The 19,913-nt window shown below is 63.5% G+C and carries 17 protein-coding genes; 10 read left to right on the top strand and 7 right to left on the bottom strand.

Going from position 1 to position 19,913, the window contains the following annotated elements:
* The first annotated feature begins 112 nt into the window (after positions 1–112).
* Entirely contained in the window at positions 113–2,710 is a 2,598-nt protein-coding gene (gene glyS, locus NKI39_RS03910; RefSeq protein ID WP_352830740.1) for a glycine--tRNA ligase subunit beta, read from the top strand.
* 28 nt (positions 2,711–2,738) lie between these two features.
* Here glyS and NKI39_RS03905 read toward each other — a convergent pair whose 3' ends face one another.
* Positions 2,739–3,170, bottom strand: coding sequence for a hypothetical protein (locus NKI39_RS03905; RefSeq protein ID WP_352830738.1), 432 nt, complete (start codon positions 3,168–3,170; stop codon positions 2,739–2,741).
* 159 nt (positions 3,171–3,329) lie between these two features.
* Between NKI39_RS03905 and NKI39_RS03900 the strand changes: the two genes are divergently transcribed.
* The 3 genes from NKI39_RS03900 (at position 3,330) to NKI39_RS03890 (ending at position 6,512) form a co-directional block, all read left to right on the top strand.
* The gene (locus NKI39_RS03900) at positions 3,330–4,310 is read left to right on the top strand and encodes an L-threonylcarbamoyladenylate synthase (protein ID WP_352737076.1); all 981 of its coding nucleotides are present in this window, start codon (positions 3,330–3,332) and stop codon (positions 4,308–4,310) included.
* Positions 4,311–4,328: 18 nt separating this feature from the next.
* Positions 4,329–5,759, top strand: coding sequence for an FAD-binding oxidoreductase (locus tag NKI39_RS03895; RefSeq protein WP_352830737.1), 1,431 nt, complete (start codon positions 4,329–4,331; stop codon positions 5,757–5,759).
* 186 nt (positions 5,760–5,945) lie between these two features.
* Positions 5,946–6,512 (top strand): DUF6101 family protein, encoded by a 567-nt coding sequence (locus NKI39_RS03890; protein WP_352830735.1) that lies wholly within the window; start codon positions 5,946–5,948, stop codon positions 6,510–6,512.
* Here NKI39_RS03890 and ubiA read toward each other — a convergent pair whose 3' ends face one another.
* Entirely contained in the window at positions 6,513–7,496 is a 984-nt protein-coding gene (gene ubiA, locus NKI39_RS03885) for a 4-hydroxybenzoate octaprenyltransferase (protein ID WP_352830928.1), read from the bottom strand.
* A gap of 156 nt (positions 7,497–7,652) precedes the next feature.
* On the opposite strand from ubiA, the gene purD reads away from it, so the two are divergent.
* Positions 7,653–8,930, top strand: coding sequence for a phosphoribosylamine--glycine ligase (gene purD, locus NKI39_RS03880; RefSeq protein WP_352830733.1), 1,278 nt, complete (start codon positions 7,653–7,655; stop codon positions 8,928–8,930).
* Between the two features lie 10 nt (positions 8,931–8,940).
* Here the strand turns inward: purD and NKI39_RS03875 are convergent, their stop codons facing one another.
* A complete protein-coding gene (locus tag NKI39_RS03875; protein WP_352830926.1) occupies positions 8,941–10,041 on the bottom strand; it encodes a glycoside hydrolase family 25 protein in 1,101 nt (366 codons plus the stop codon).
* Between the two features lie 611 nt (positions 10,042–10,652).
* On the opposite strand from NKI39_RS03875, the gene NKI39_RS03865 reads away from it, so the two are divergent.
* The gene (locus NKI39_RS03865) at positions 10,653–12,416 is read left to right on the top strand and encodes an acyl-CoA dehydrogenase family protein (RefSeq protein ID WP_352830731.1); all 1,764 of its coding nucleotides are present in this window, start codon (positions 10,653–10,655) and stop codon (positions 12,414–12,416) included.
* Positions 12,417–12,469: 53 nt separating this feature from the next.
* On the top strand, positions 12,470–13,222 hold the full coding sequence (locus NKI39_RS03860) for a crotonase/enoyl-CoA hydratase family protein (RefSeq protein ID WP_352830730.1): 753 nt from the start codon (positions 12,470–12,472) through the stop codon (positions 13,220–13,222).
* Between the two features lie 72 nt (positions 13,223–13,294).
* Here NKI39_RS03860 and NKI39_RS03855 read toward each other — a convergent pair whose 3' ends face one another.
* Both NKI39_RS03855 and pdxH read right to left on the bottom strand, forming a co-directional pair.
* Entirely contained in the window at positions 13,295–13,792 is a 498-nt protein-coding gene (locus tag NKI39_RS03855; RefSeq protein WP_352830728.1) for a hypothetical protein, read from the bottom strand.
* Positions 13,793–13,826: 34 nt separating this feature from the next.
* Positions 13,827–14,444: a pyridoxamine 5'-phosphate oxidase gene (pdxH, locus tag NKI39_RS03850; protein ID WP_352830726.1), complete on the bottom strand. Its 618-nt coding sequence runs from the start codon at positions 14,442–14,444 to the stop codon at positions 13,827–13,829.
* 39 nt (positions 14,445–14,483) lie between these two features.
* On the opposite strand from pdxH, the gene NKI39_RS03845 reads away from it, so the two are divergent.
* Both NKI39_RS03845 and NKI39_RS03840 read left to right on the top strand, forming a co-directional pair.
* Positions 14,484–14,945, top strand: coding sequence for an RT0821/Lpp0805 family surface protein (locus NKI39_RS03845; RefSeq protein ID WP_352768769.1), 462 nt, complete (start codon positions 14,484–14,486; stop codon positions 14,943–14,945).
* A gap of 100 nt (positions 14,946–15,045) precedes the next feature.
* Positions 15,046–15,972: a DnaJ C-terminal domain-containing protein gene (locus NKI39_RS03840; RefSeq protein WP_352501969.1), complete on the top strand. Its 927-nt coding sequence runs from the start codon at positions 15,046–15,048 to the stop codon at positions 15,970–15,972.
* A gap of 76 nt (positions 15,973–16,048) precedes the next feature.
* On the opposite strand, the gene NKI39_RS03835 is transcribed toward NKI39_RS03840, so the two are convergent.
* Positions 16,049–17,305, bottom strand: a complete 1,257-nt coding sequence (locus NKI39_RS03835; RefSeq protein WP_352748786.1) for a YcaO-like family protein — start codon at positions 17,303–17,305, stop codon at positions 16,049–16,051.
* Between the two features lie 150 nt (positions 17,306–17,455).
* On the opposite strand from NKI39_RS03835, the gene NKI39_RS03830 reads away from it, so the two are divergent.
* Entirely contained in the window at positions 17,456–19,186 is a 1,731-nt protein-coding gene (locus NKI39_RS03830; protein WP_352748784.1) for an adenylate/guanylate cyclase domain-containing protein, read from the top strand.
* Between the two features lie 10 nt (positions 19,187–19,196).
* Here NKI39_RS03830 and NKI39_RS03825 read toward each other — a convergent pair whose 3' ends face one another.
* The gene (locus NKI39_RS03825) at positions 19,197–19,775 is read right to left on the bottom strand and encodes a hypothetical protein (protein WP_352830723.1); all 579 of its coding nucleotides are present in this window, start codon (positions 19,773–19,775) and stop codon (positions 19,197–19,199) included.
* Positions 19,776–19,913: the final 138 nt, after the last annotated feature.

The raw sequence follows: 19,913 nt of genomic DNA, 5'->3' as shown, positions 1-19,913 counted from the left end.
CGAGCGGGGAAGGGTGACAGCGGCCAGCCGAGTTGCTATGCCCCCGCTTACCTCCCCTCGATGGGGGAGGTCGCCGCGAAGCGGCGGCTATTTTTGTCCATGAGTTCCTTCGATGCCCGACCTGCTTTTAGAACTCCGTTCGGAAGAGATTCCCGCCCGCATGCAGCGCAAGGCTGCCGGCGATCTCAGGAAGCTTTTGACCGACGGGCTGGTCGACGCCGGGCTGACCTACGAGGCGGCGCGCGAATATTGGACGCCGCGCCGGTTGACGCTCGACATTCGCGGCCTGACCGCCCGCTCGAAGGACATCAGCGAGGAGATCAAGGGGCCCTCGACCAAGGCGCCCGAGCCGGCGGTGCAGGGTTTTCTGCGCAAGGTCGGCCTTGCCTCGATTGCCGAGGCGCATGTTCATTCCGATCCGAAGAAGGGCGACTTCTACGTCGCCCATATTTCCAGGCCGGGCAGGCCGGCGGAGCAGATCATCGCCGAGCTGGTGCCGGGCATCATCCGCAACTTCCCCTGGCCGAAATCGATGCGCTGGGGGCCGGCTTCGGCCAAGCCCGGCTCGCTGCGCTGGGTGCGGCCGCTGCAATCGATCCTGTGCACCTTTGGCCCCGAAACCGAGGAGCCGGTGGTCGTCGATTTCGAGATCGACGGCATCCGCTCAGGCAATATCACCTACGGCCACCGTTTCCATGCGCCTGGCGCCATCACGGTGCGCCGCTTCGACGATTATGTCGCCAGGCTTGAGGCGGCCAAGGTCGTGCTCGATGCCGACAGGCGCAAAGAGATCATCCTTGCCGATGCCAGGAACCTCGCCTTCGCCAGCGGGCTCGACCTCGTCGAGGACGAGGGGCTGCTGGAGGAAGTGTCGGGCCTGGTCGAATGGCCTGTCGTGCTGATGGGCGAATTCGAGCAGGATTTTCTCGCCATTCCGGCCGAGGTAATCAGGCTCACCATCCGCGCCAACCAGAAGTGCTTCGTGACGCGGCCACATGGCGCGGGCGAAGAGCTTTCCAACCGCTTTATCCTGACCGCCAATATCGAGGCCAAGGATGGCGGCAAGGAGATCGCCCATGGCAATGGCAAGGTGGTGCGCGCGCGCCTGTCCGACGCGCTCTATTTCTGGAAGACCGACCAGGGCGACCTGCCGGATCTCGACCAGCTGCAGGCATCGGCGGAAAAGTTCGGGCTTGATCTAGAAAAACCGCTCGACCAGCGCATGGCCCGCCTCGACCACCTCAATGTAACGTTTCATGCCAAGCTCGGCACGCAGGGCGAGCGGGTGGAGCGGATTGCCAGGTTGGCCGAAGAATTGGCGCCGCTCGTGGCGCAGTCGATCTCCCCCCTTGAGGGGGAGATGGCCGGCAGGCCAGAGGGGGTCGCCTCGCGTGAAGCGCCGGCATCCTCTGTCCGCGAGAGGGCGTCGCGTCAGGACGTGCCGACCCCCTCTGTCGCCTTCGGCGACATCTCCCCCTCGAGGGGGGAGATTACCGCGCTGGCGCGCCGCGCCGCCGTGCTCGCCAAGGCCGACCTCACCACCGAAGTGGTTGGCGAGTTCCCGGAACTGCAAGGCGCCATGGGCCGCAAATACGCACTGCTGCAGGGCGAGCATCCTTCCGTTGCCGCGGCGATCGAGGAACACTACAAGCCGCAGGGACCGTCCGATCGCGTGCCAACTGATCCGGTTTCGGTGGCCGTGGCGCTTGCCGACAAGCTCGACACGCTGGTCGGGTTCTGGGCTATTGATGAAAAGCCGACCGGATCGAAGGACCCCTATGCGCTCAGAAGAGCGGCGCTGGGAGTGGTCAGGACTTTGGTCGAGAACGGGGTGAGACTGCCGCTCCAGCGCCAGTTTTTAAACTCGCTGTTCGGGCTTACCTTCAATCGCGGCAATCGGTTTTCGGTGGTTTGGCGAGCGGACGACGAGGGCGATTTCACTACTGGCGTTGGATCAGCCGACGATTTGATCAGTGAACGGGCAGGTTCGCTGTCCTCGGAAATACGCGGCGTCGAATTACCGGACCATTCCGCGTCTGAGATAATTGCCGATCTCCTGTCCTTCTTCCACGACCGCCTGAAAGTCTATCTCCGCGATCAGGGCGCGCGGCATGATCTGATCGACGCGGTTCTGGCGGCAGGTTCGCGCCCGATCTCCCCCCTAGAGGGGGAGATGTCGGCGCAGCCGACAGAGGGGGGCGCTGTCCCGCCAGCCTCTCATTCTGTCGCGCCCCCCTCTGCCCTGCCGGGCATCTCCCCCTCTAGGGGGGAGATCGGCCAATCGTCCAACGACGACCTCCTGCAAATCGTCCGCCGCGTCGAAGCGCTTGGCTCCTTCCTCGACAGCGAGGACGGCAGGAACCTGCTTGCCGGCACCAAGCGCGCTGCCAACATCGTGGCTGCCGAGGAGAAGAAGAACACGACGATCGCCGACCGTGTTGAGCCGGCGCTGTTCCGGGAGGGCGCCGAAAAAACCTTGTACGCCGCGGTCAATCAGGCCGAGAAGCAAGCCGGCGAAGCAATTCAAAACGAAGACTTTTCCGCCGCCATGCTGGCGCTTAGCGTGTTGCGCGAGCCGGTTGATTCATTCTTTGAGAAAGTCCTGGTAAACGATGAGGACCAGGCCGTGCGTGCCAATCGCCTGGCATTGCTCGCCCGCATCCGCGCGGCGACCGACCGGGTCGCGGATTTCTCCAAGATAGCCGGCTGACGTCCGGGAAAAATCATCGCTTGTGGCGCTATTTCGGCTGGTCGGGAGCTGCTAGCGGCGCAGGCTGCTGCGCAGCTGGTTCAGGGGTTTTGCTGGCGACCTTTGGGTCGGCCTTGCTGTCCGCGGCGGGCGCGGCAGCGGTGGCCGGCGCGGCCTTGGGCGCGGGCGTTGCAAAGGCATCGCCGACGATACCGCCGCGAATGATCATCGGACTTCCGTCGAAGCCATGACTCGGCTGGCTCGGGATTGCCGCGACCTTTTCATCGGCGACGTTTTCATTGACGTCAGGCAACTTCTCGCCGAGCGCGACGATCGACGGTGTTTTCGCCCGTTCGAGCGCGCCGGCATTTACAACCGAAGGCGTCGCCGTCGTTTGCCCGAGAAAAACGAGCGACGAGGCCTGTGCCGTGCCGGCCATAAACGCCAGACCAAGCGCTCCAAGGATACGCATCGAAAGCATGATAATTCCCCTTGCCCAACAAGGCGGCACCCTAGCCGAGGGCAGTTGATGCCGGCTTGCGGGGAAACATAGCATTTTAGCGATTTGCGATTCGCCTACGCCCGGACTTGCTCCGTCGGCGTCAGCGTATTAGGCACCCGCATCCGTGAGGTGACGACAGTGGCTGAAATTCGTGCCGTCGGCGAGGCGATGGAAAGGGCGTTGGCGCTGCTCGAGAGCGGCGATGTCGTCGCCATCCCGACCGAGACCGTCTATGGGCTGGCCGGCGACGCGACCAACGGCGTTGCCGTGGCCCGCATCTTCGAAGCCAAGGGCCGCCCTCGCTTCAACCCGCTGATCGCCCATATAGCCGACCCGGCGATGGCCGAGCGCATCGCGCTGTTCGACCCGCTGTCGGAAAGATTGGCGCACGCATTCTGGCCGGGGCCGCTGACGCTGGTGCTGCCGCAACGGCCCGGCAACGGCATTCATCCGCTGGTCACCGCCGGTCTGGAAACGATCGCGCTGCGCATGCCGAAAGGCTTTGGCGGCGAGCTGATCGCCAGGTTCGGCCGCGCGCTGGCGGCGCCAAGCGCCAATTCCTCGGGCAGGATCAGCGCCACGACGGCCGAGGCCGTGGCCGCCGATCTCGGTCCCCGGATCAAGCTTGTGGTCGACGGCGGCGCGACGCCGGTCGGGCTGGAATCGACCATTGTCAAGGTCGAAGCTGGAAAGCTGCGGCTGCTGCGGCCGGGCGGCATTGCCGCCGAAGAGATCGAAGCAGTGGCCGGGACAAAGTTGCTGCGCGGCGCTTCGGGCATCGAGGCGCCCGGCATGCTCGCCTCGCACTATGCGCCAGGTGCGGCAGTGCGGCTCAATGCTGCGAAGGTCGCGCCGGGCGAAGCCTTGCTGGCCTTCGGCCGCCGCCGTGCCGAAGGCTGGCGCGATGCAGCCGCACTGCGCAATTTGTCGGAGACCGGCGACCTGCGCGAGGCGGCAAGCAATCTCTTCGCCCATCTGCAGGATCTCGATGGCAGCGGCGCCAAAACCATCGCCGTCGAGCCGATCCCGTTCGACGGGCTGGGCGAGGCGATCAATGACCGGCTTTCGCGCGCCGCCGCCCCGCGTGACAAGATCGCCCCGCGTGACAAGATGGATTGAGCACCATAGTTTCCACCCATGAACGACATTTCCCCCGATCTCGACCCCGCCGTCATCGCGCGCTTTGCGGCAATCGTCGGCGATAAATATGCGCTGCGCGATCAGCAGGACATCGCACCTTACCTCACCGAGCGGCGCGGACTTTGGCACGGCAGGACGGCGCTGGTGCTGAGGCCGGGGAGCGTCGAGGAGGTCAGCCGCATCATGCGGCTGGCAACCGAAACCGGCACGCCCATCGTGCCGCAAAGCGGCAACACCGGGCTGGTCGGCGCCCAGGTGCCGGACGCATCCGGCCGCGAGATCGTGCTGTCGCTGTCGCGGCTGAACCGCATCCGCGAGATCGATACGCTGTCCAACACGGTGACGGTCGAAACCGGCGTCATCCTGCAGACGCTGCAGGAAGCGGCCGATGCCGCCGACCGGCTGTTTCCGCTGTCGCTTGCCGCGCAAGGCTCCTGCCAGATCGGCGGCAATCTCTCCTCCAACGCCGGCGGCACCGGCGTGCTTGCCTACGGCAATGCGCGCGAGCTGTGCCTCGGCGTCGAAGTGGTGCTGCCGACCGGTGAAGTGTTCGACGATCTGCGCAAGCTGAAAAAAGACAATACCGGCTACGATCTGAAGAACCTGTTCGTCGGCGCCGAGGGTACGCTCGGCATCATTACCGCCGCCGTGCTCAAGCTGTTCCCCAAGCCCAAGGGGCGCGAGGTGGCGTTTGCCGGCCTGTCATCGCCGGAGGCGGCATTGTCGCTGTTCAGCCTGGCGATGGACCGTGCAGGGGCAGCGCTCACCGCCTTCGAGCTGATCGGCCAGAGGCCTTACGACTTCACGCTTGCCCACGCACAAGGCGTGGTGCGGCCGCTTGCCGGCGATTGGCCGTGGTATGTGCTGATGCAGATCTCGTCGGGCCGTTCGGCCGACGATGCAAGGGCGCTGATCGAGGAGGTGCTGGAGGCAGGCCTCGAGCAAGGGATCGTCGGCGATGCGGTAATCGCGGCAAGCATGGCCCAGGGCGATGCGTTCTGGAATTTCCGCGAGGTGCTGCCCGAGGCGCAGAAACCGGAAGGTGCCTCGATCAAGCACGACATCTCGGTGCCGGTGGCGTCAATCCCGACCTTCATTGAAAAGGCCGCCGGCGCCGTGCAATCGGTCAGTCCCGGCGCGCGCGTCGTCTGCTTCGGCCACATGGGCGACGGCAACCTGCACTATAACATCTCCCGGCCGGTCGACGGCGATGACGAGGCGTTTCTCGGCCTTTACCACGTCATGAACAAGGCCGTGCACGACGTCGTGCGCGCGTTTCATGGCTCGATCTCGGCCGAGCACGGCATCGGCCAGTTGAAGCGGGACGAATTGATCGCGACGGCGCCGCCGATGGCGATCGAGCTGATGCGCAGGGTGAAGGCCGCCTTCGATCCGGCCGGCATCATGAATCCGGGTAAGGTTATCTGATCCTTTCGCCGGCCTGCGCCGGTTGGCATTCCGATAACCATCCGCCCCGGATCAGCAAAATTTAACCGACTTTCTTAAGCGCGAGGATAAGAAGCCCGCGCTAATGTTTCTCCACAAACGAGGCTGGGAAAACCGGCCCGGAGAACCGGAAACACCGGCTCTCAGGAGAAACAGGAAAGGCACGATATGAACACTGGACTGAAGCCAGTCTGGGCCGGGCGCAATATGCGCCTCGACCCATTCCGCCTGCCGCAAGTGGTGAGCTACGCCACCCGCGACGACTATGGCGACGTTACCTTCACCATCGACCAGCGCGGCGCGGTTATCCGCCGCACGCTGGAGATGAGCGGCGTGCCGGCGATCATCGCTCTGCCCGCCAACGCGTTTCGCGGCGTCGCCGCCCGCGCGATGGAGGATCCGGATGGCAATGTCACAGTGACGCTTGAGCTTCTGCACAATGACCCGATGCTGTCGGTGCCGCTGCTGGTCGCCGACGATCTCGACGGCGTCGCCGCCGACTGGCGCGCCTGGGCCGACGCTTACCGCCTGCCGATGCTGCTGATCGAGGCCGACGGCATCGCCCGCACGCTGGAAGAATCGCTCGGCGCCGCCATCAAGGCGCTGCCGGCGCAGGACCGCCGCAAGGGTCGCGTCTCGACCATGCGCCGCCCGCGCTTCCTCGCCCGCCGCCGCGCCGGCGACCTCGGCCTCAGGCTGGTCATCGGCGGCGAAGAGCTTATTTCGCGGGAATAGCTAAACCAGCGGCTTCAGCGCCACCCAGACCGCGCCGCCGATCAGGCCGAGGAAGATCAGCCAGCCGACCTGGTTGTTCGATCTGAACAGCCTCAGGCACTGGTCCGGATCGTCGATGTCGAGCACGCCGATCTGCCGCGCCAGATTCGCGCCGGCGGCGATCAGCCCGGCCAGTGCAGGCACCGGTGCCTGTGCCGAGGCAAAGGCGATGGCGAAGCAGACCAGCGCTCCGCCATAAAGCCCGGCCAGCCAGACCTTGGTATTGTCGCCGAACAGGCGCGCCGTCGAGCGCACGCCGACAATAGCGTCGTCTTCCTTGTCCTGATGCGCATAGATCGTGTCATAGCCGATCACCCACAGGATCGAGCCGATATAGAGCATGATTGCCGGCCTATCGAGATCGCCGAACTCGACCGCCCATCCCATCAGCGCTCCCCAGGAAAAGGCAAGGCCGAGAACGAGTTGCGGCCAATTGGTGTACCGCTTCATGAACGGGTAGACGGCGACGATGACCAGCGAGCCGATGCCGAGCAAGATGGCGAAGCTGTTGAACTGCAAAAGCACGGCAAGGCCGACCAGTGCCTGCACGACAACAAACATCCAGGCCTGCCGGCGCGTGACCTTGCCGGCCGGCAGCGGCCGCGAGCGCGTGCGTTCCACCTGGTTGTCGATGTCCTCGTCGACCAAATCATTGTAGGTGCAGCCGGCGCCGCGCATGGCGAACGCGCCAAGAAAAAACAGCAGCAGATACCACGGCGACGGCAGCAGCGAGAGCAGCGGGTCCGTCGGACGCGGATAGGCGCTCGCGGCAAGCGCAGCCGACCACCAGCATGGCCACAGCAGCAATTGCCAGCCGATCGGCCGGTCCCACCGGGCAAGCTGCGCATAGGGCCACAACCGCCGCGGCAGCACGCGATAGACCCAGTGGCCGCTCGGCGCATCGGCGACGCGGCCCTGGGCCGCTTTCGACTGGACGGTTTCCATTTTGCTGGAGTGGCAGCAGAGGCGAATGCCGTCAAGCGTCAAGCAGCCTCCGCACGCTCGCCACGCGCAATCGGCGCTTCGGCAGCCAAATGTCTTGACCCGTCGCGCGCGGCGCAATAGCGCAGTCCTGGTCGTGAAATGGCAAGGAATCTGGGCATGCGTGTTTTGCTGATCGGCTCCGGCGGACGAGAGCATGCGCTTGCCTGGAAGATCACGGCGTCGCCGCTGCTGACCAAACTCTACGCGGTGCCCGGCAATCCGGGCATCGGCCGCGAAGCCGAGCTGGTGAGGCTCGATATTGCGGATCACCCGGCGGTTGCCCGGTTTTGCCTCGAGAATGAAATAGGCCTAGTCGTGGTCGGGCCGGAAGGGCCGCTGGTCGCCGGCATTGCCGACGACCTGCGCGCCGAGGGCATCCGTGTCTTCGGACCGTCAAAGGCAGCGGCACGGCTGGAAGGCTCGAAAGGTTTCACCAAGGACCTCTGCGCCAGATACGGCATCCCGACCGCCGCCTATGGCCGCTTCGACGATCTGGCTTCGGCCAGGACCTATGTCGAGAAGACGGGTGCGCCGATCGTCATCAAGGCCGACGGCCTCGCTGCCGGCAAGGGCGTCACCGTCGCCATGACGCTTGACGAGGCGCTGGCCGCGCTCGACGCCTGTTTTGACGGCTCCTTCGGCCAGGCCGGCGCGGAAGTGGTGGTCGAGGAGTTTCTCGTCGGCGAAGAAGCAAGTTTCTTCTGCCTGTGCGACGGCACCACCGCGCTGCCCTTCGGCACCGCGCAGGACCACAAGCGCCTCAGTGACGGCGACACCGGCCCGAACACCGGCGGCATGGGCGCCTATTCGCCGGCGCCGGTGATGACGCCGGAAATGATCGACCGAACCATGCGCGAGATCGTCGAGCCGACCATGCGCGGCATGGCTGAAACAGGCGCTCCGTTTTCCGGCGTGCTGTTTGCCGGGCTGATGATTACTGACAAGGGGCCGAAGCTGATCGAATACAACACCCGTTTCGGCGACCCGGAATGCCAGGTGCTGATGATGCGGCTGAAGGACGATCTGCTCGTCCTGCTCAACGCAGCCGCCGACGGCCAGCTGGCGCATACTTCGGTGCGCTGGCGCGACGAGGCGGCGCTCACCGTGGTGATGGCAGCCAGGGGCTATCCCGGCACGCCGGAAAGGGGCTCGGTCATCCGCGGCGTCGAGGCGGCGGCGGCTGAGGGCGTCGAGATATTTCATGCCGGCACCGCCATAAACGGCGGCGCACTCGTCGCCAATGGCGGTCGCGTGCTCAACATCACGGCGACCGGCCGCACGGTCGGCGAGGCGCAGAAGAAGGCTTACGCCGCGCTCGAGCGGATCGACTGGCCGCAAGGCTTTTGCCGCCGCGACATTGGCTGGCTGGCGGTGGCGCGCGAGCAGGCGAACTGATGCTTCGGCCTCAGCGCAAGCCGTGGTCGAATTCGGTCGAGAAGCTGCTGACCGCATCGGCGGTGGAGACAAATCCTGGCACCGATGCCGCACGCTTTTCGTTTCGCGTCCAGGCGACATATTCGGCAATCCCGCGCAGAAGGCCCGGTGCCGCCTTCGCCGCAGCCATTTGAAAGCCGCTGCTGAACCTGGCCAGGCGCGCCCTGAATACCGCGACCATCTCCTCGAAGCTTGCTGGCGTCACGCTTGCGTAAGTGATGGTGCCGCCGGCGAGCCCGGCTTCGCGTGAGAGCGGCACCGGTATCGAGGCGAGATAATCCGGCTGCACGTCGATCAGGCCGCCGAACGGCCACTGCGCGCGCAATTCCGTGGCGTTCATCGGCGCGACGCTGACGTCGATATCGTTGGGTGTGCCCGCGACCCTGTAAGGGCAGCGGAACCGGCCGCAATTTGCTCGCGCCGAAAACTGCCAGAGCGCATAACCCTGCCAGTTGCCCATCGGAAAATGCACGCCGATGTCTGGCTTGTAGCGCGCATACCACAGCGGCAGCCGGGACAGGAGCGGGTATTTATACTTGTTGTCGGCGATATGCCGGGCTGTCGTGTCGTTGGTGTAGAGCACCGGAAAGCGGCCAACCCGACGATGCACATGGCGCACGAATTCCTCGGCATCCTCGAGCGACATCCATTGGGTGGGATCATCGTCCTCGATGTCGAGGGCAAGCAGGTCATCCGGCCCGGGTTTCACGAAATTGATGAAATTATTGGCCTGTCCCACGGGGTTGCCGGGGCGGGCGAGATGATAGGCACCCCATTTCAGGCCCAGCGCCTTGGCCACCACCTTGCGCGTCTGGAACAGTTCCTGTGCCATCGCATGGCGTTTCCAGAGCGTCTTGCACAGCCGCGTCTCGGTCTCGTCGCCGAAACAGAAATAGGGTGGCGGCATTCCGTCCGATGCTTTGTTGATGAAGCCGACAAGACGCTTGTCGGCGGCTAGTCGGGTCCAGTCGATGGAATTGTATTCGTAGGCGTCGACGACCAGCGCCCGGTCGGCATCCTTCCAAGGTTCGGAGAAATCCGAGGCCTTTGCCGGCGTCAGTGCCAGGGTCATCGCGGCCGCGACAACGAGAAGCGCTGAGCGGACAAGGGCGCGCGCCGGCGTTTTCAAACAGCACATCCTTGCTGGCCAAAGCCAAATCCTGAACCGCCCTGGTTAAGGAAATGCTTTCGATCGCGGCCCGCGCATGCCACGGCTCGGTCAGCTTCTCCGTCGATGGTCTTGATGGTTGTCACTGGCGAGAGGGGATATGAAACGGGTCGAGCGCCGGCACTTGCAACAGCGTTCCCTCGGCCTCGCGTTTGCGATGAGGGGTCAGCGAACATGGTGGTGAGCACAATATGCCGCGATCCGACCAATAGGCTGCACCGTTCTCGACCTTACCTTCATGATAGCAAAAACCGGCCGTCCGCCAGAGCAGGCGCATTCGCTACAGCGATAGGTGTCAGGTCGTGCGAGCACGAGGCAATCCTATTTCGGTGTTCTGCTCTCTCTTGCCGAATTTAGCCTGCGTCGTGGCAATTGCAAAATCCGCGTGACAAAGTTTGACGTTTACGTAAAAAGAAGATGGACAGGGAACTCCGAAAGCAGATGATTTGCATCGGCACAGGTCTTAAGTAGACCTGCCAGACTGGGGAGGGCCGGACTGAGGAGGAGCGAGCGCCATGTATCGGGCACCGGTCGAGGAAATCGCCTTCACCCTGAAGCATGTCGCCGGCTTGAAGCCGGCGCTCGATGCCGGCACTTTTGGCGAACTCGGTGAGGACCTCGTCGACGCCATTCTGTCCGAGGCGGGCCGCTTCGCCAGCGAGGAGGTGGCGCCGCTCTACACGATCGGCGACCAGCACGGCGCTGTGCTCGACGGTGCTGCCGTCACTACCCCGCCCGGCTGGAAGGAACTTTATCGCCGCTGGATCGGCGGCGGCTGGAATGCGCTGTCCGCGCCGGAAGCGTATGGCGGCCAGGCGCTGCCGGCCATGGTCGGCGTCGCCGCGCTCGAAATGTGGAACTCCGCCTCGATGGCATTCGGCATCGCCCCGACGCTGACCATGGGCGCGGTCGAAGCACTCGACAAGCACGGCTCGCAGGCGCTCAAGGCCAAATACCTGGAAAAGCTGGTCTCCGGCGAATGGATGGGCACCATGAACCTGACCGAGCCGCAGGCAGGCTCGGACCTGAATGCCTTGCGAACCCGCGCCGAGCCGGCCGGCGACGGCACCTACCGCATCTTCGGGCAAAAGATATTCATCACCTATGGCGAGCACGATTTCACCGACAACATCATCCATATGGTGCTGGCGCGGCTGCCGGACGCGCCGGCCGGCACGCGCGGCCTGTCGTTGTTCCTGGTGCCGAAATTCCTGGTCGGAGACGATGGCGCGCTGGGCGCACGCAACGACGTCTTCTGCTCCGGGCTGGAGCACAAACTGGGCATCCACGCTTCGCCGACCTGCACGATGATTTATGGCGATGGCTTCGAAGGCACCGCGCCCGGCGCGATCGGCTGGCTGGTCGGCGGGGAGAACAAGGGCCTCGCCTGCATGTTCACCATGATGAATAATGCGCGCCTTGCCGTCGGCATTCAGGGTGTCGCGGTCGCCGAGGCGGCGACGCAGAAGGCGCTCGCCTATGCAAACGATCGCCGCCAAGGCAAGGCGGCGAGCTATCGCGGTGCCGGCATGGCGCCGATCGTGCATCACCCCGACATCCAGCGCAGTCTTCTGACCATGAAGGCGCTGACCCAGATTGCCCGTGCCATCTGCTATTCCTGCGCCCACGCCATCGATCTTGCGTCGCAGAGCGAAGATGCAAAGCACTGGCAGGAACGCGCCAATCTGTTGACGCCGCTGGCCAAGGCCTTTTCGACCGACGTCGGCGTCGAGGTCGCCTCGCTTGGGCTGCAGGTGCATGGCGGCATGGGGTTCATCGAGGAGACAGGGGCCGCAGCACTTTATCGCGACGCGCGCATCGCGCCCATTTACGAAGGCACCAATGGCATCCAGGCGATCGATCTGGTGACACGCAAGCTGCCGCTCGGCGGCGGCCGGCATGTGCATGGCTACATCGCCGAACTCAAGGCCGTCGCCGATGCGGTGCGAGCGTCGAACCTTGAAGGCTTCGGCCGGACCGCCGATCGCCTCGACCAGGCGCTCGACGAGCTCTCCCAGGCAACCCGTTTGCTGCAAGACCTGCAGGCCGAAGGTCGTTCGGACGAGGCGCTGGCCAGCGCCACACCCTATCTCAGGCTGATCTCGCTTGCCGCAGGCGGGGCCTATCTGGCGCGCGGCGCGCTTGCCGACCAAAACCGCATCGCGCTTTGCCGGTTCTTCGCCGAGAACCTGCTTGGCGAAGTGGCCGCGCTCAAAGAGCGCGTCGTCGGCGGCGCCGACAGCCTTGCCGTTGCCGGCAAGGCGCTGATTTCAGCCTGAGGTTCGCACGCGCCGAAATTCACAAAGGCCCGAAATTCACAAAGGACCAATCCGTGACAGACCACATCCTCGTCGAACGCCGGGGCGCCATCCAGATCATCCGCATCAACCGTCCGGACAAGAAGAACGCCCTGACCCGCGCCATGTACGCGACGATGTCGGCGGCCCTTGCCGGGGGCGACGCCGATCCGGCGATCCGCGTCCATGTCTTTCTCGGCGTGCCCGGTGCCTTCTCGTCCGGCAACGACCTTGCCGATTTCATGATTGTCGCCTCGGGCGGTGAAGGCGGTACCGAGGTCTGGGATTTCCTGATGGCGCTGGCCAAGGTGGAAAAGCCGATGGTTTCCGGTGTCGACGGCATTGCGGTCGGTATCGGCACCACGCTCAACCTGCATTGCGACCTGACCTTCGCCACGCCGCGCACACTATTCCGGACGCCCTTCGTCGATCTCGGCCTTGTGCCGGAGGCCGGTTCGAGCCTGCTCGCGCCGCAGATCCTCGGCCGCCAAGGCGCCTTCGCGCTGCTTGGCCTCGGCGAGGGCTTTTCGGCCGAGCGCGCGAAGGCCGCCGGGCTGATCTACGAGGTGGTCGAGGAGAGGGAACTCGAAGCATCGGTATTGGCGGCGGCGGGCCAGATCGCTGCCAAACCGCCGCAAGCGCTGAAGATCGCGCGCGACCTGATGCGCGGCTCGCGCGACGCCCTTGTCGAACGCATCGGCCAGGAAAGCCAGCATTTCCGCGAGCGGCTCAAATCCGACGAGGCCCGCGCAGCCTTGACGGCCTTCATGACCAGGAAGAAGGCCTAGACCTTCTGGCCTTGTCTCGCATCGTGGACCCGCCGGCAGCAACCGGCGGGTTTTCTTGCCATGATCTCTTTGTTACATCGCCATTTTTTTACATTCGGCCTGGGCCTTTGCCGAAGACGTGTCGATCATGAATGTCTTGCCTTTGGCGTCGGTCATCAACATCATGCAATGCTTGATCGGTTTCGCCATTTTCATCATTTCGGCGCTCATCTTCGCGTCGGGCATCATGGTGCCCATATGCCCATCGGGCATGATCGCCATGACCTCCCCACCCTTCATCACCGTCATTGTCCCCATCGCGTCCTCCGCAAAGGCTTGCGAAGCGAAAAGGCAGGCAAGACCGGCTATCGTGACCAACCTGAGTGAATGCATTGCTTCCTCCTGAATTTGCGCCGGCGGCGCGTTGAGCCCTTTCCTGGTTCGTTGCGGCAAGCTGGAACGTTTCACGCACACGAGATCGTGATCGTAGGAATTTGGAAATCCGGCAGAAGCGGCCCGGCCTTGGCCGCCTTCATGACCAGGAAGAAGGGCTGAAAAAATGGGCGCCGGTGCGGAAGCTGCCTGTCTCACTACAAGGGGGAGATCGGCGGTCCACCGTCGTCCCCTAGGGATAAAGCCTCACCTTGTCCCAGCCGCCCTCGGCGTTGCGCGAAAACACGACACGGTCGTGCAGCCGGAACGGACGGTCGTGCCAGAACTCGATGGTCTGCGGCACGATGCGAAAGCCCGACCAGTGTTTTGGCCGCGGGATGTCGCCGATCGCGTGGCGCGCCGTATATTCGGCAACCGCCTTTTCCAGCGCGAAGCGGCTTTCCAGCGGCCGCGACTGCTTGGAGGCCCAGGCGCCGATGCGGCTGCCGCGCGGACGGGTCGCGTAATAGGCATCGGCTTCGGCCTCGGTGACGATCTCCACCGGGCCGCGCGCCCGCACCTGCCGGCGCAACGATTTCCAGTGGAAGCAAATCGCCGCTTTCATGCTGCCAAGAATCTCGCGGCCCTTGGCGCTTTCGAAATTCGTGTAGAAGACAAAGCCGCCCTCATCGACCCCCTTGAGCAGCACCATGCGGACATTCGGCATGCCCTCGGCGTCGACCGTCGCCAGCGCCATGCCGTTGGGGTCGTTGATTTCGCTCTTCGTCGCGTCGTCGAGCCACGCCGCAAAAAGCCGGAACGGCTCCGCCGCCTCGGTAAAGTCACCGCTTGTTAACCCGGTTTCGCTCATAGTTTTCCCAAATTTGTCGCCGGCTGGGGAGATTGCCGATTGTCGCGTATCGCGCAAGCTTTTGACAGTGGGCAATGGAGCGTTATCGCTTCGGCCAGCGCCAAAGCCATGATCGTGACAATCATCCTGCCGCTTGCCGCCTGTGGCGGGGGCGGCTTCAGCCTGGAGCAGGCGGAGGTGGACCGCTCGATACTGACCTCGAGCACGCCGGCCTCAGTCACGCCGCTCGATCAGGACCGCGCTTCCGACCAGGCTACGATCCGCAACGCCGTGTCCTCCGCCGACGTCGAGCAACTGGCCGGGCAGGCCATTCCCTGGGCGAATGCCGACACCGGCTCGCGCGGCTCCATCACCGAGCTCGCAGAATTCAGGGCTAGCGGTGAGACATGCCGTCGCTTCACCGCGTCGCGCGAGAGCTTCGACGGCGTCGCGCTGTTCAAAGGCGAAGTATGCCTGGCCGGCGGCAGCGCCTGGCGAATGCAGGACTTCAAGGCGCTCTGATTTTCCGCCGGCTATATAGCGGTAAGCCACTGGAATTTCTTCCTATGCAAGCGCATATAGGAGGCGATCATGGAACCACTCCTTCTCCAGGGCAGTAAGCATGCGCGACCCCTATGAGGTGCTGGGCGTTGCCAAGAACGCATCGGCCAAGGACATAAAATCGGCGTACCGGAAGCTCGCCAAGAAGTATCATCCGGACCAGAATCCGGATCCCAAGGCAAAGGAGCGTTTTGCCGCCGCCAACCAGGCTTACGAGATCGTCGGCGACGAGAAGAACCGGGCGGCTTTCGATCGCGGTGAGATCGACGCCGAAGGCAAACCGCGGTTTCAGGGTTTCGAGAGTGCGGCCGGCGGCGCCGATCCTTTCGCCGGTTTCCGCCGGCAGCAAGGGCCGGGCGGCGCGCATTTCGAATTCCGCACGGGCCGTCCCGGCGGCGATCCGTTCGACGGCAACAGCGACATCTTCAGCCAGATCTTCGGCGATGCTTTCAGCCAGCAGCGCGGCGCCGGCACGGGCGGCCGCCGTCAGGCGCCGACGGCCGCAGATCTCAACGTGACGCTGGACGTCACCATCGAGGAAGCCGCCACCGCCGAGAAAGTGACGGCGATGTTCCCCGACGGCCGCAAGATGGCGGTCAAGTTGCCGGCCTATGTCGAGGACGGCCAGACCATCCGGTTGAAAGGCCAGGGTGAGCAAGGACCGGGGCAGCCGGGCGATGCGCTGGTCAAGATCCGTTTCCGCCGGCACCCGCGCTACCGCGTCGAGGGCCGCGACCTGCATGTCGACCTGCCGGTGGAACTGGCCGATGCGGTGCATGGCGCCAAGGTGGCAGTCGAAACTCCGACCGGCAGGATTGCGGTCAACGTCCCCCCTTGGTCGAGCTCGGACAAGGTTCTGCGGCTGAAGGGCAGGGGCCTGCCGGAAAAGGCCGGCGGTCACGGCGACCTCTACGCGCACGTGCGGCTGATGCTGCCGGAAGGCGGCGACGCCGAGCTAGAGGCGCTGATGCGCCGGCGAAAGCGCTGACGGTCGAAAAGGCTGGCGCTTGATACCGTGTGTGAAAAGCGTGCCTTCCGCGGTGGGCATGCCCGCGACCATACGATCACAATGGAAAGGGAACCTCGTGGATGGCCTGGGAAACTGATGGCCTCAAACCTAGGCGCACAGGGACATCATAGAGCCTGCCGCCGCCCAACCGGGGCTTGGTAGGACGAAGTCCAGGTACAAACACTCGTGCAACAGGCGATTCGGCGTTGTGCGTCAGGTTGACCGCAAAGATCTCAAGTTCGTGCTCGCGGCAGATGTCGAGGCAATAGTTCCAATCCAGTCGCAACTCGGCCGAAGAGGCCTGAATTGCTGAATTGCCAGACAGGTGAGGAAGGCGATGAATGTTCTCGTCCATGTGCCACCGATAGAGGTGCAGCGCGCCGGGGGTGAAGGCCGCCGTGCCGGACGTATCGGCGTTCCGTTTGAGCAGGGTTAGGTTCGCCTCACATTCTGCAAGTTCCCCCACCGCGCGCCGGGCCGCCTCCGACATGGATCGTCCGGCCGCGAATCCGAACGCAATCGCGCCACCCCCGACGTGATGAGAAATTGCAGCGACAATGGGGATGGGCAGGTCAAGCGTCAGGAGCAGAAGCCGCAATTCGCGGTTCTGCGTCAGCAGCCAATCGGCGTATTGGGATGCCAGTCCATCCGACAGCGAAGTCAGGTCTATCCGAGGCAGAACCAGCCGATTGTACCACCATATGGCCGTTGCATCGCGCTCCACGACTTCGCAGAAGCCGCGCACGACCGCGTCCTCCATGCTCGATCCCCTCGCAAGACCATTGGAGTCAGCCGGGGGCAGACCTGATGACTCATCGTTGGGATACCCGAGAAAGCACAATCCCGCAGGCACCCAGGCCTCGCTCGTGCTGAAGCGCGGATCACTCCGGATCCAGTCCAGCGGCTGCGACCTGCGCCAGCGGATCGGGACCGCGCGGCTATCATCGACGTTTTTGTTCCAATGCAGCCGCTCGCAATACTGCGCGTCACTGAAAAGTGTGAGTGCAGGCGGCTCGATCACGCGCCCGCGCAATTCGCCGGCGCGGGCGCGTGACAGTCGCTCATGAGGGATCATCTGGGCGAAATAGGTTTCATCGGCCTCATACACGCAGGCGGTTGCCGCCTCCTGCGTGCTGTTGCCCCACCCTGACACAAAACGAGAAGGTCTGGCCCCTCGTACGGGACCGACCGCGACCGTGATCGGGCATCCGAGCGTGGGATCGGTGATCACGATGGGGCCGTAAACCAGGCTTGACCCGCCGGCACCTGCCTCGGCCGCCTGCCGCTCCGGCCTTATGGACCCTTCACCCAAGCACGGCCCTCACTGTTCAATCCTCTACATTATCGGCACCAATTGCTCATTCGCACGCTGACACGCACTGGAGTATGATGCAAACTCCTGCGAGACGCTTTGATATCGTCAAGCCACCGTCGAACATAATATAACCCGCCGAGGGAGAGAATGAACGCGGGCGACAGCAATCTTCAGCGACGTCTGACGGCTATCCTGGCTGCTGACATGGTCGGTTACTCGTCGCTGATGGCCCGGGACGAGGAGCGCACCTTCGCGCTCGTCAAGCATCTCATGCAGGACGAAATAGAGCCTAGGATCACGCAGCACCGGGGACGGGTTGTGCGAACGACCGGAGACGGGATGCTCGCCGAGTTCCCAAGCGCTTTCGAAGCCGTGCAGTCAGCAGTGGAAGTCCAGGAACTGCTTGTCGGCCAGTCTTCGGCGAAAGCCAGCCAGGAAATTTTTCTCCGGATTGGGATCAACTTCGGTGATATCATTGTCGATACCGATGGCGATGTGTTTGGAGATACCGTCAACATAGCCGCGCGCCTGGAACAGTTCGCCAGTCCGGGCGGAATCTGCCTTTCCGGAAAGGTGCACGACGAAGTTCGCGACAAAATTCATCTTCCGTTTGAGTTTTGCGGCGAACAGCATCTCAAGAACATTCCACGCCCGATTCCCGTATACTCGTTGTTCCACAAGCCTAAAGGGCTGCCGCCTGCATCGACTGCACAGTTGGCTGGTCCGAGCAAGCCCTCCATCCTCGTTCGCCCGTTCAAGAGCGCGGGCGACGTCCAACCCTATTTCAGTGGCGGCTTCACCGAAGACTTCGTCACGGAACTGACGCGCTTTACTCAGCTTACGGTTGCGTCTCATTACACGTCGACGCGGCTCGAGGATGTGGACCTGGTGGCGGATAGTGGCGTGGATTTCGTCATTGAAGGCGGCATCCGCCGCATGGGCCGGCGAATGCGCATTACATGCGAACTGGTCGACGCAACCTCGGGTGAGTGCTTATGGGCCGAGCGCTACGACGGGGACGAGCAGGACATCTTCGATGTCCAGGACGAACTGATCGGGAAGATCGTCGGGACCGTTATCGGCCGTCTTACGGCCGCAGGCGCCGAGAAGGCGCGGCGTAAACCACCTGCCAATCTCGCGGCCTATGAGTGCGTGCTCCGGGGCAATGCCCTGCCCCTGGGCGACATCGCGGCCGAAATGGAGGCTCGACAGTGGTATCAGCGAGCGATCGAGCTCGATCCATCCTACGGGCGCGCGTACGCCAAGCTCGCCCACTATAAACAGCTTGAATGGTTTCGCGACATGGGGCCGTCGGATGCGGTGCTTGCCGAGGCTTATGACATCGCAAAAAAAGCGGTGGCGCTTTCCCCCAATGATCCAGTCTGCCTGAACATACTGGGCTGGGTGCTCCTCCACCGTCGTGATTTCGACGTCGCATCTCAGCTATACGCACGCGCGCTCGAACTCAATCCGCACGATCCCGAGCAGGTCTCCTATCAAGGGACTTATCAAACATTTGCCGGCGAGCCCCAAAGTGCCTTGGACTGGTTCGAACGGGCGCGAGTGCTCGATCCCCTGTACGAGCCTTCATGGTATTGGCCGTTCCGCGGTCTTGCCCATTTCATTGCCCACCGTCCGGATAAGGCAGTTGTCGATCTGGGCCGCTCGTCCACCATGCCGACCTGGGTTAAGGTCTATCTGGCCGCAGCGAACGCCCTACTTGGCCGAAGCCAAGAGGCGAAGAGCTACACGTTGCTGGTTCTGCGTGGCGCACCGGAGTTCTCCCGGCGGCGGTTCGCCGCCAAGGAACCTTACAAGCTGGACGGAGACCGCAACACGCTGCTCAACGGCATGCGGGAAGCGGGATTGCCCGAGTAGGGACTGGCGACTATCTGCAGCCAAAGAGCACGGCCGTGGCGAGCTCGTCATGGTAGTGCCTGCCCTGGGCGTATTTGTGATAGTCGTGGAGATAATCGATCAGATCGCTGCGGGTCAGGACCCCCCTCGGCACCTGGGGCACCACCACGTTGATCAAGTTCGGTTCGTCCACGTGAACTTCGACAGACACTCCCGTTTCCACGATGTCTTCCAGCACCAATTTGAGATCACGCTTCAGGTCCGCATACGCGACAGCATTCGGGATCGCGTCGCCCCCGTCGAGAGGGTCATCCTCGTATTTTATGGGCTGACCATTCAGATCTTCTATCGTCAGCGTCTGCGAATGTGGCGCTGTTCCGGCGGCGGCGGTCCGGACCCTGATGTTGCCGATGGCACGGCCTGCTTCCGGCCGAAGTCTGATAGTATCACCGACGGCGAAAATCTGCCGATCAATGGTAATTGTTAGGGGATCTGTTGAATCCATGGACAAGATACGTGACGAGGCCGGCAAAAGCTTGAGCCAGGCCCCTACGATCGCTGCGCCGATCTCTTGGACTTGCCGACCTGGCTTCAATTCTGCCCTGGGCATCGCCGAGGCTCCCCTCCGAGGTCAATGCAAATAGCCTAAACGCATTTTGCATCTGTCGCAAGCAATGCGCAGGCGGCATGCTCGCATCGACTCGATGTTTTCATGGACAGAAAGCCGTATTGGGAGCATTCTGATCCT

It is taken from the genome of Mesorhizobium sp. M0664 (genome assembly GCF_040320565.1).
GTDB lineage: Bacteria > Pseudomonadota > Alphaproteobacteria > Rhizobiales > Rhizobiaceae > Mesorhizobium.
The sequence above is the reverse complement of the archived record's forward strand: the minus strand, read 5'-3'. Positions and strand labels throughout refer to the sequence as shown.

Coding starts and splice junctions, on each gene's coding strand:
- ubiA (WP_352830928.1), bottom strand. CDS start 7,496: ATGGAAACCGTCCAGTCGAAAGCGGCCCAGGGCCGCGTCGCCGATGCG.
- glyS (WP_352830740.1), top strand. CDS start 113: ATGCCCGACCTGCTTTTAGAACTCCGTTCGGAAGAGATTCCCGCCCGC.
- NKI39_RS03830 (WP_352748784.1), top strand. CDS start 17,456: ATGAACGCGGGCGACAGCAATCTTCAGCGACGTCTGACGGCTATCCTG.
- NKI39_RS03840 (WP_352501969.1), top strand. CDS start 15,046: ATGCGCGACCCCTATGAGGTGCTGGGCGTTGCCAAGAACGCATCGGCC.
- NKI39_RS03895 (WP_352830737.1), top strand. CDS start 4,329: ATGAACGACATTTCCCCCGATCTCGACCCCGCCGTCATCGCGCGCTTT.
- NKI39_RS03865 (WP_352830731.1), top strand. CDS start 10,653: ATGTATCGGGCACCGGTCGAGGAAATCGCCTTCACCCTGAAGCATGTC.
- NKI39_RS03890 (WP_352830735.1), top strand. CDS start 5,946: ATGAACACTGGACTGAAGCCAGTCTGGGCCGGGCGCAATATGCGCCTC.
- NKI39_RS03905 (WP_352830738.1), bottom strand. CDS start 3,170: ATGCTTTCGATGCGTATCCTTGGAGCGCTTGGTCTGGCGTTTATGGCC.
- NKI39_RS03875 (WP_352830926.1), bottom strand. CDS start 10,041: ATGACCCTGGCACTGACGCCGGCAAAGGCCTCGGATTTCTCCGAACCT.
- pdxH (WP_352830726.1), bottom strand. CDS start 14,444: ATGAGCGAAACCGGGTTAACAAGCGGTGACTTTACCGAGGCGGCGGAG.
- NKI39_RS03825 (WP_352830723.1), bottom strand. CDS start 19,775: ATGCCCAGGGCAGAATTGAAGCCAGGTCGGCAAGTCCAAGAGATCGGC.
- purD (WP_352830733.1), top strand. CDS start 7,653: ATGCGTGTTTTGCTGATCGGCTCCGGCGGACGAGAGCATGCGCTTGCC.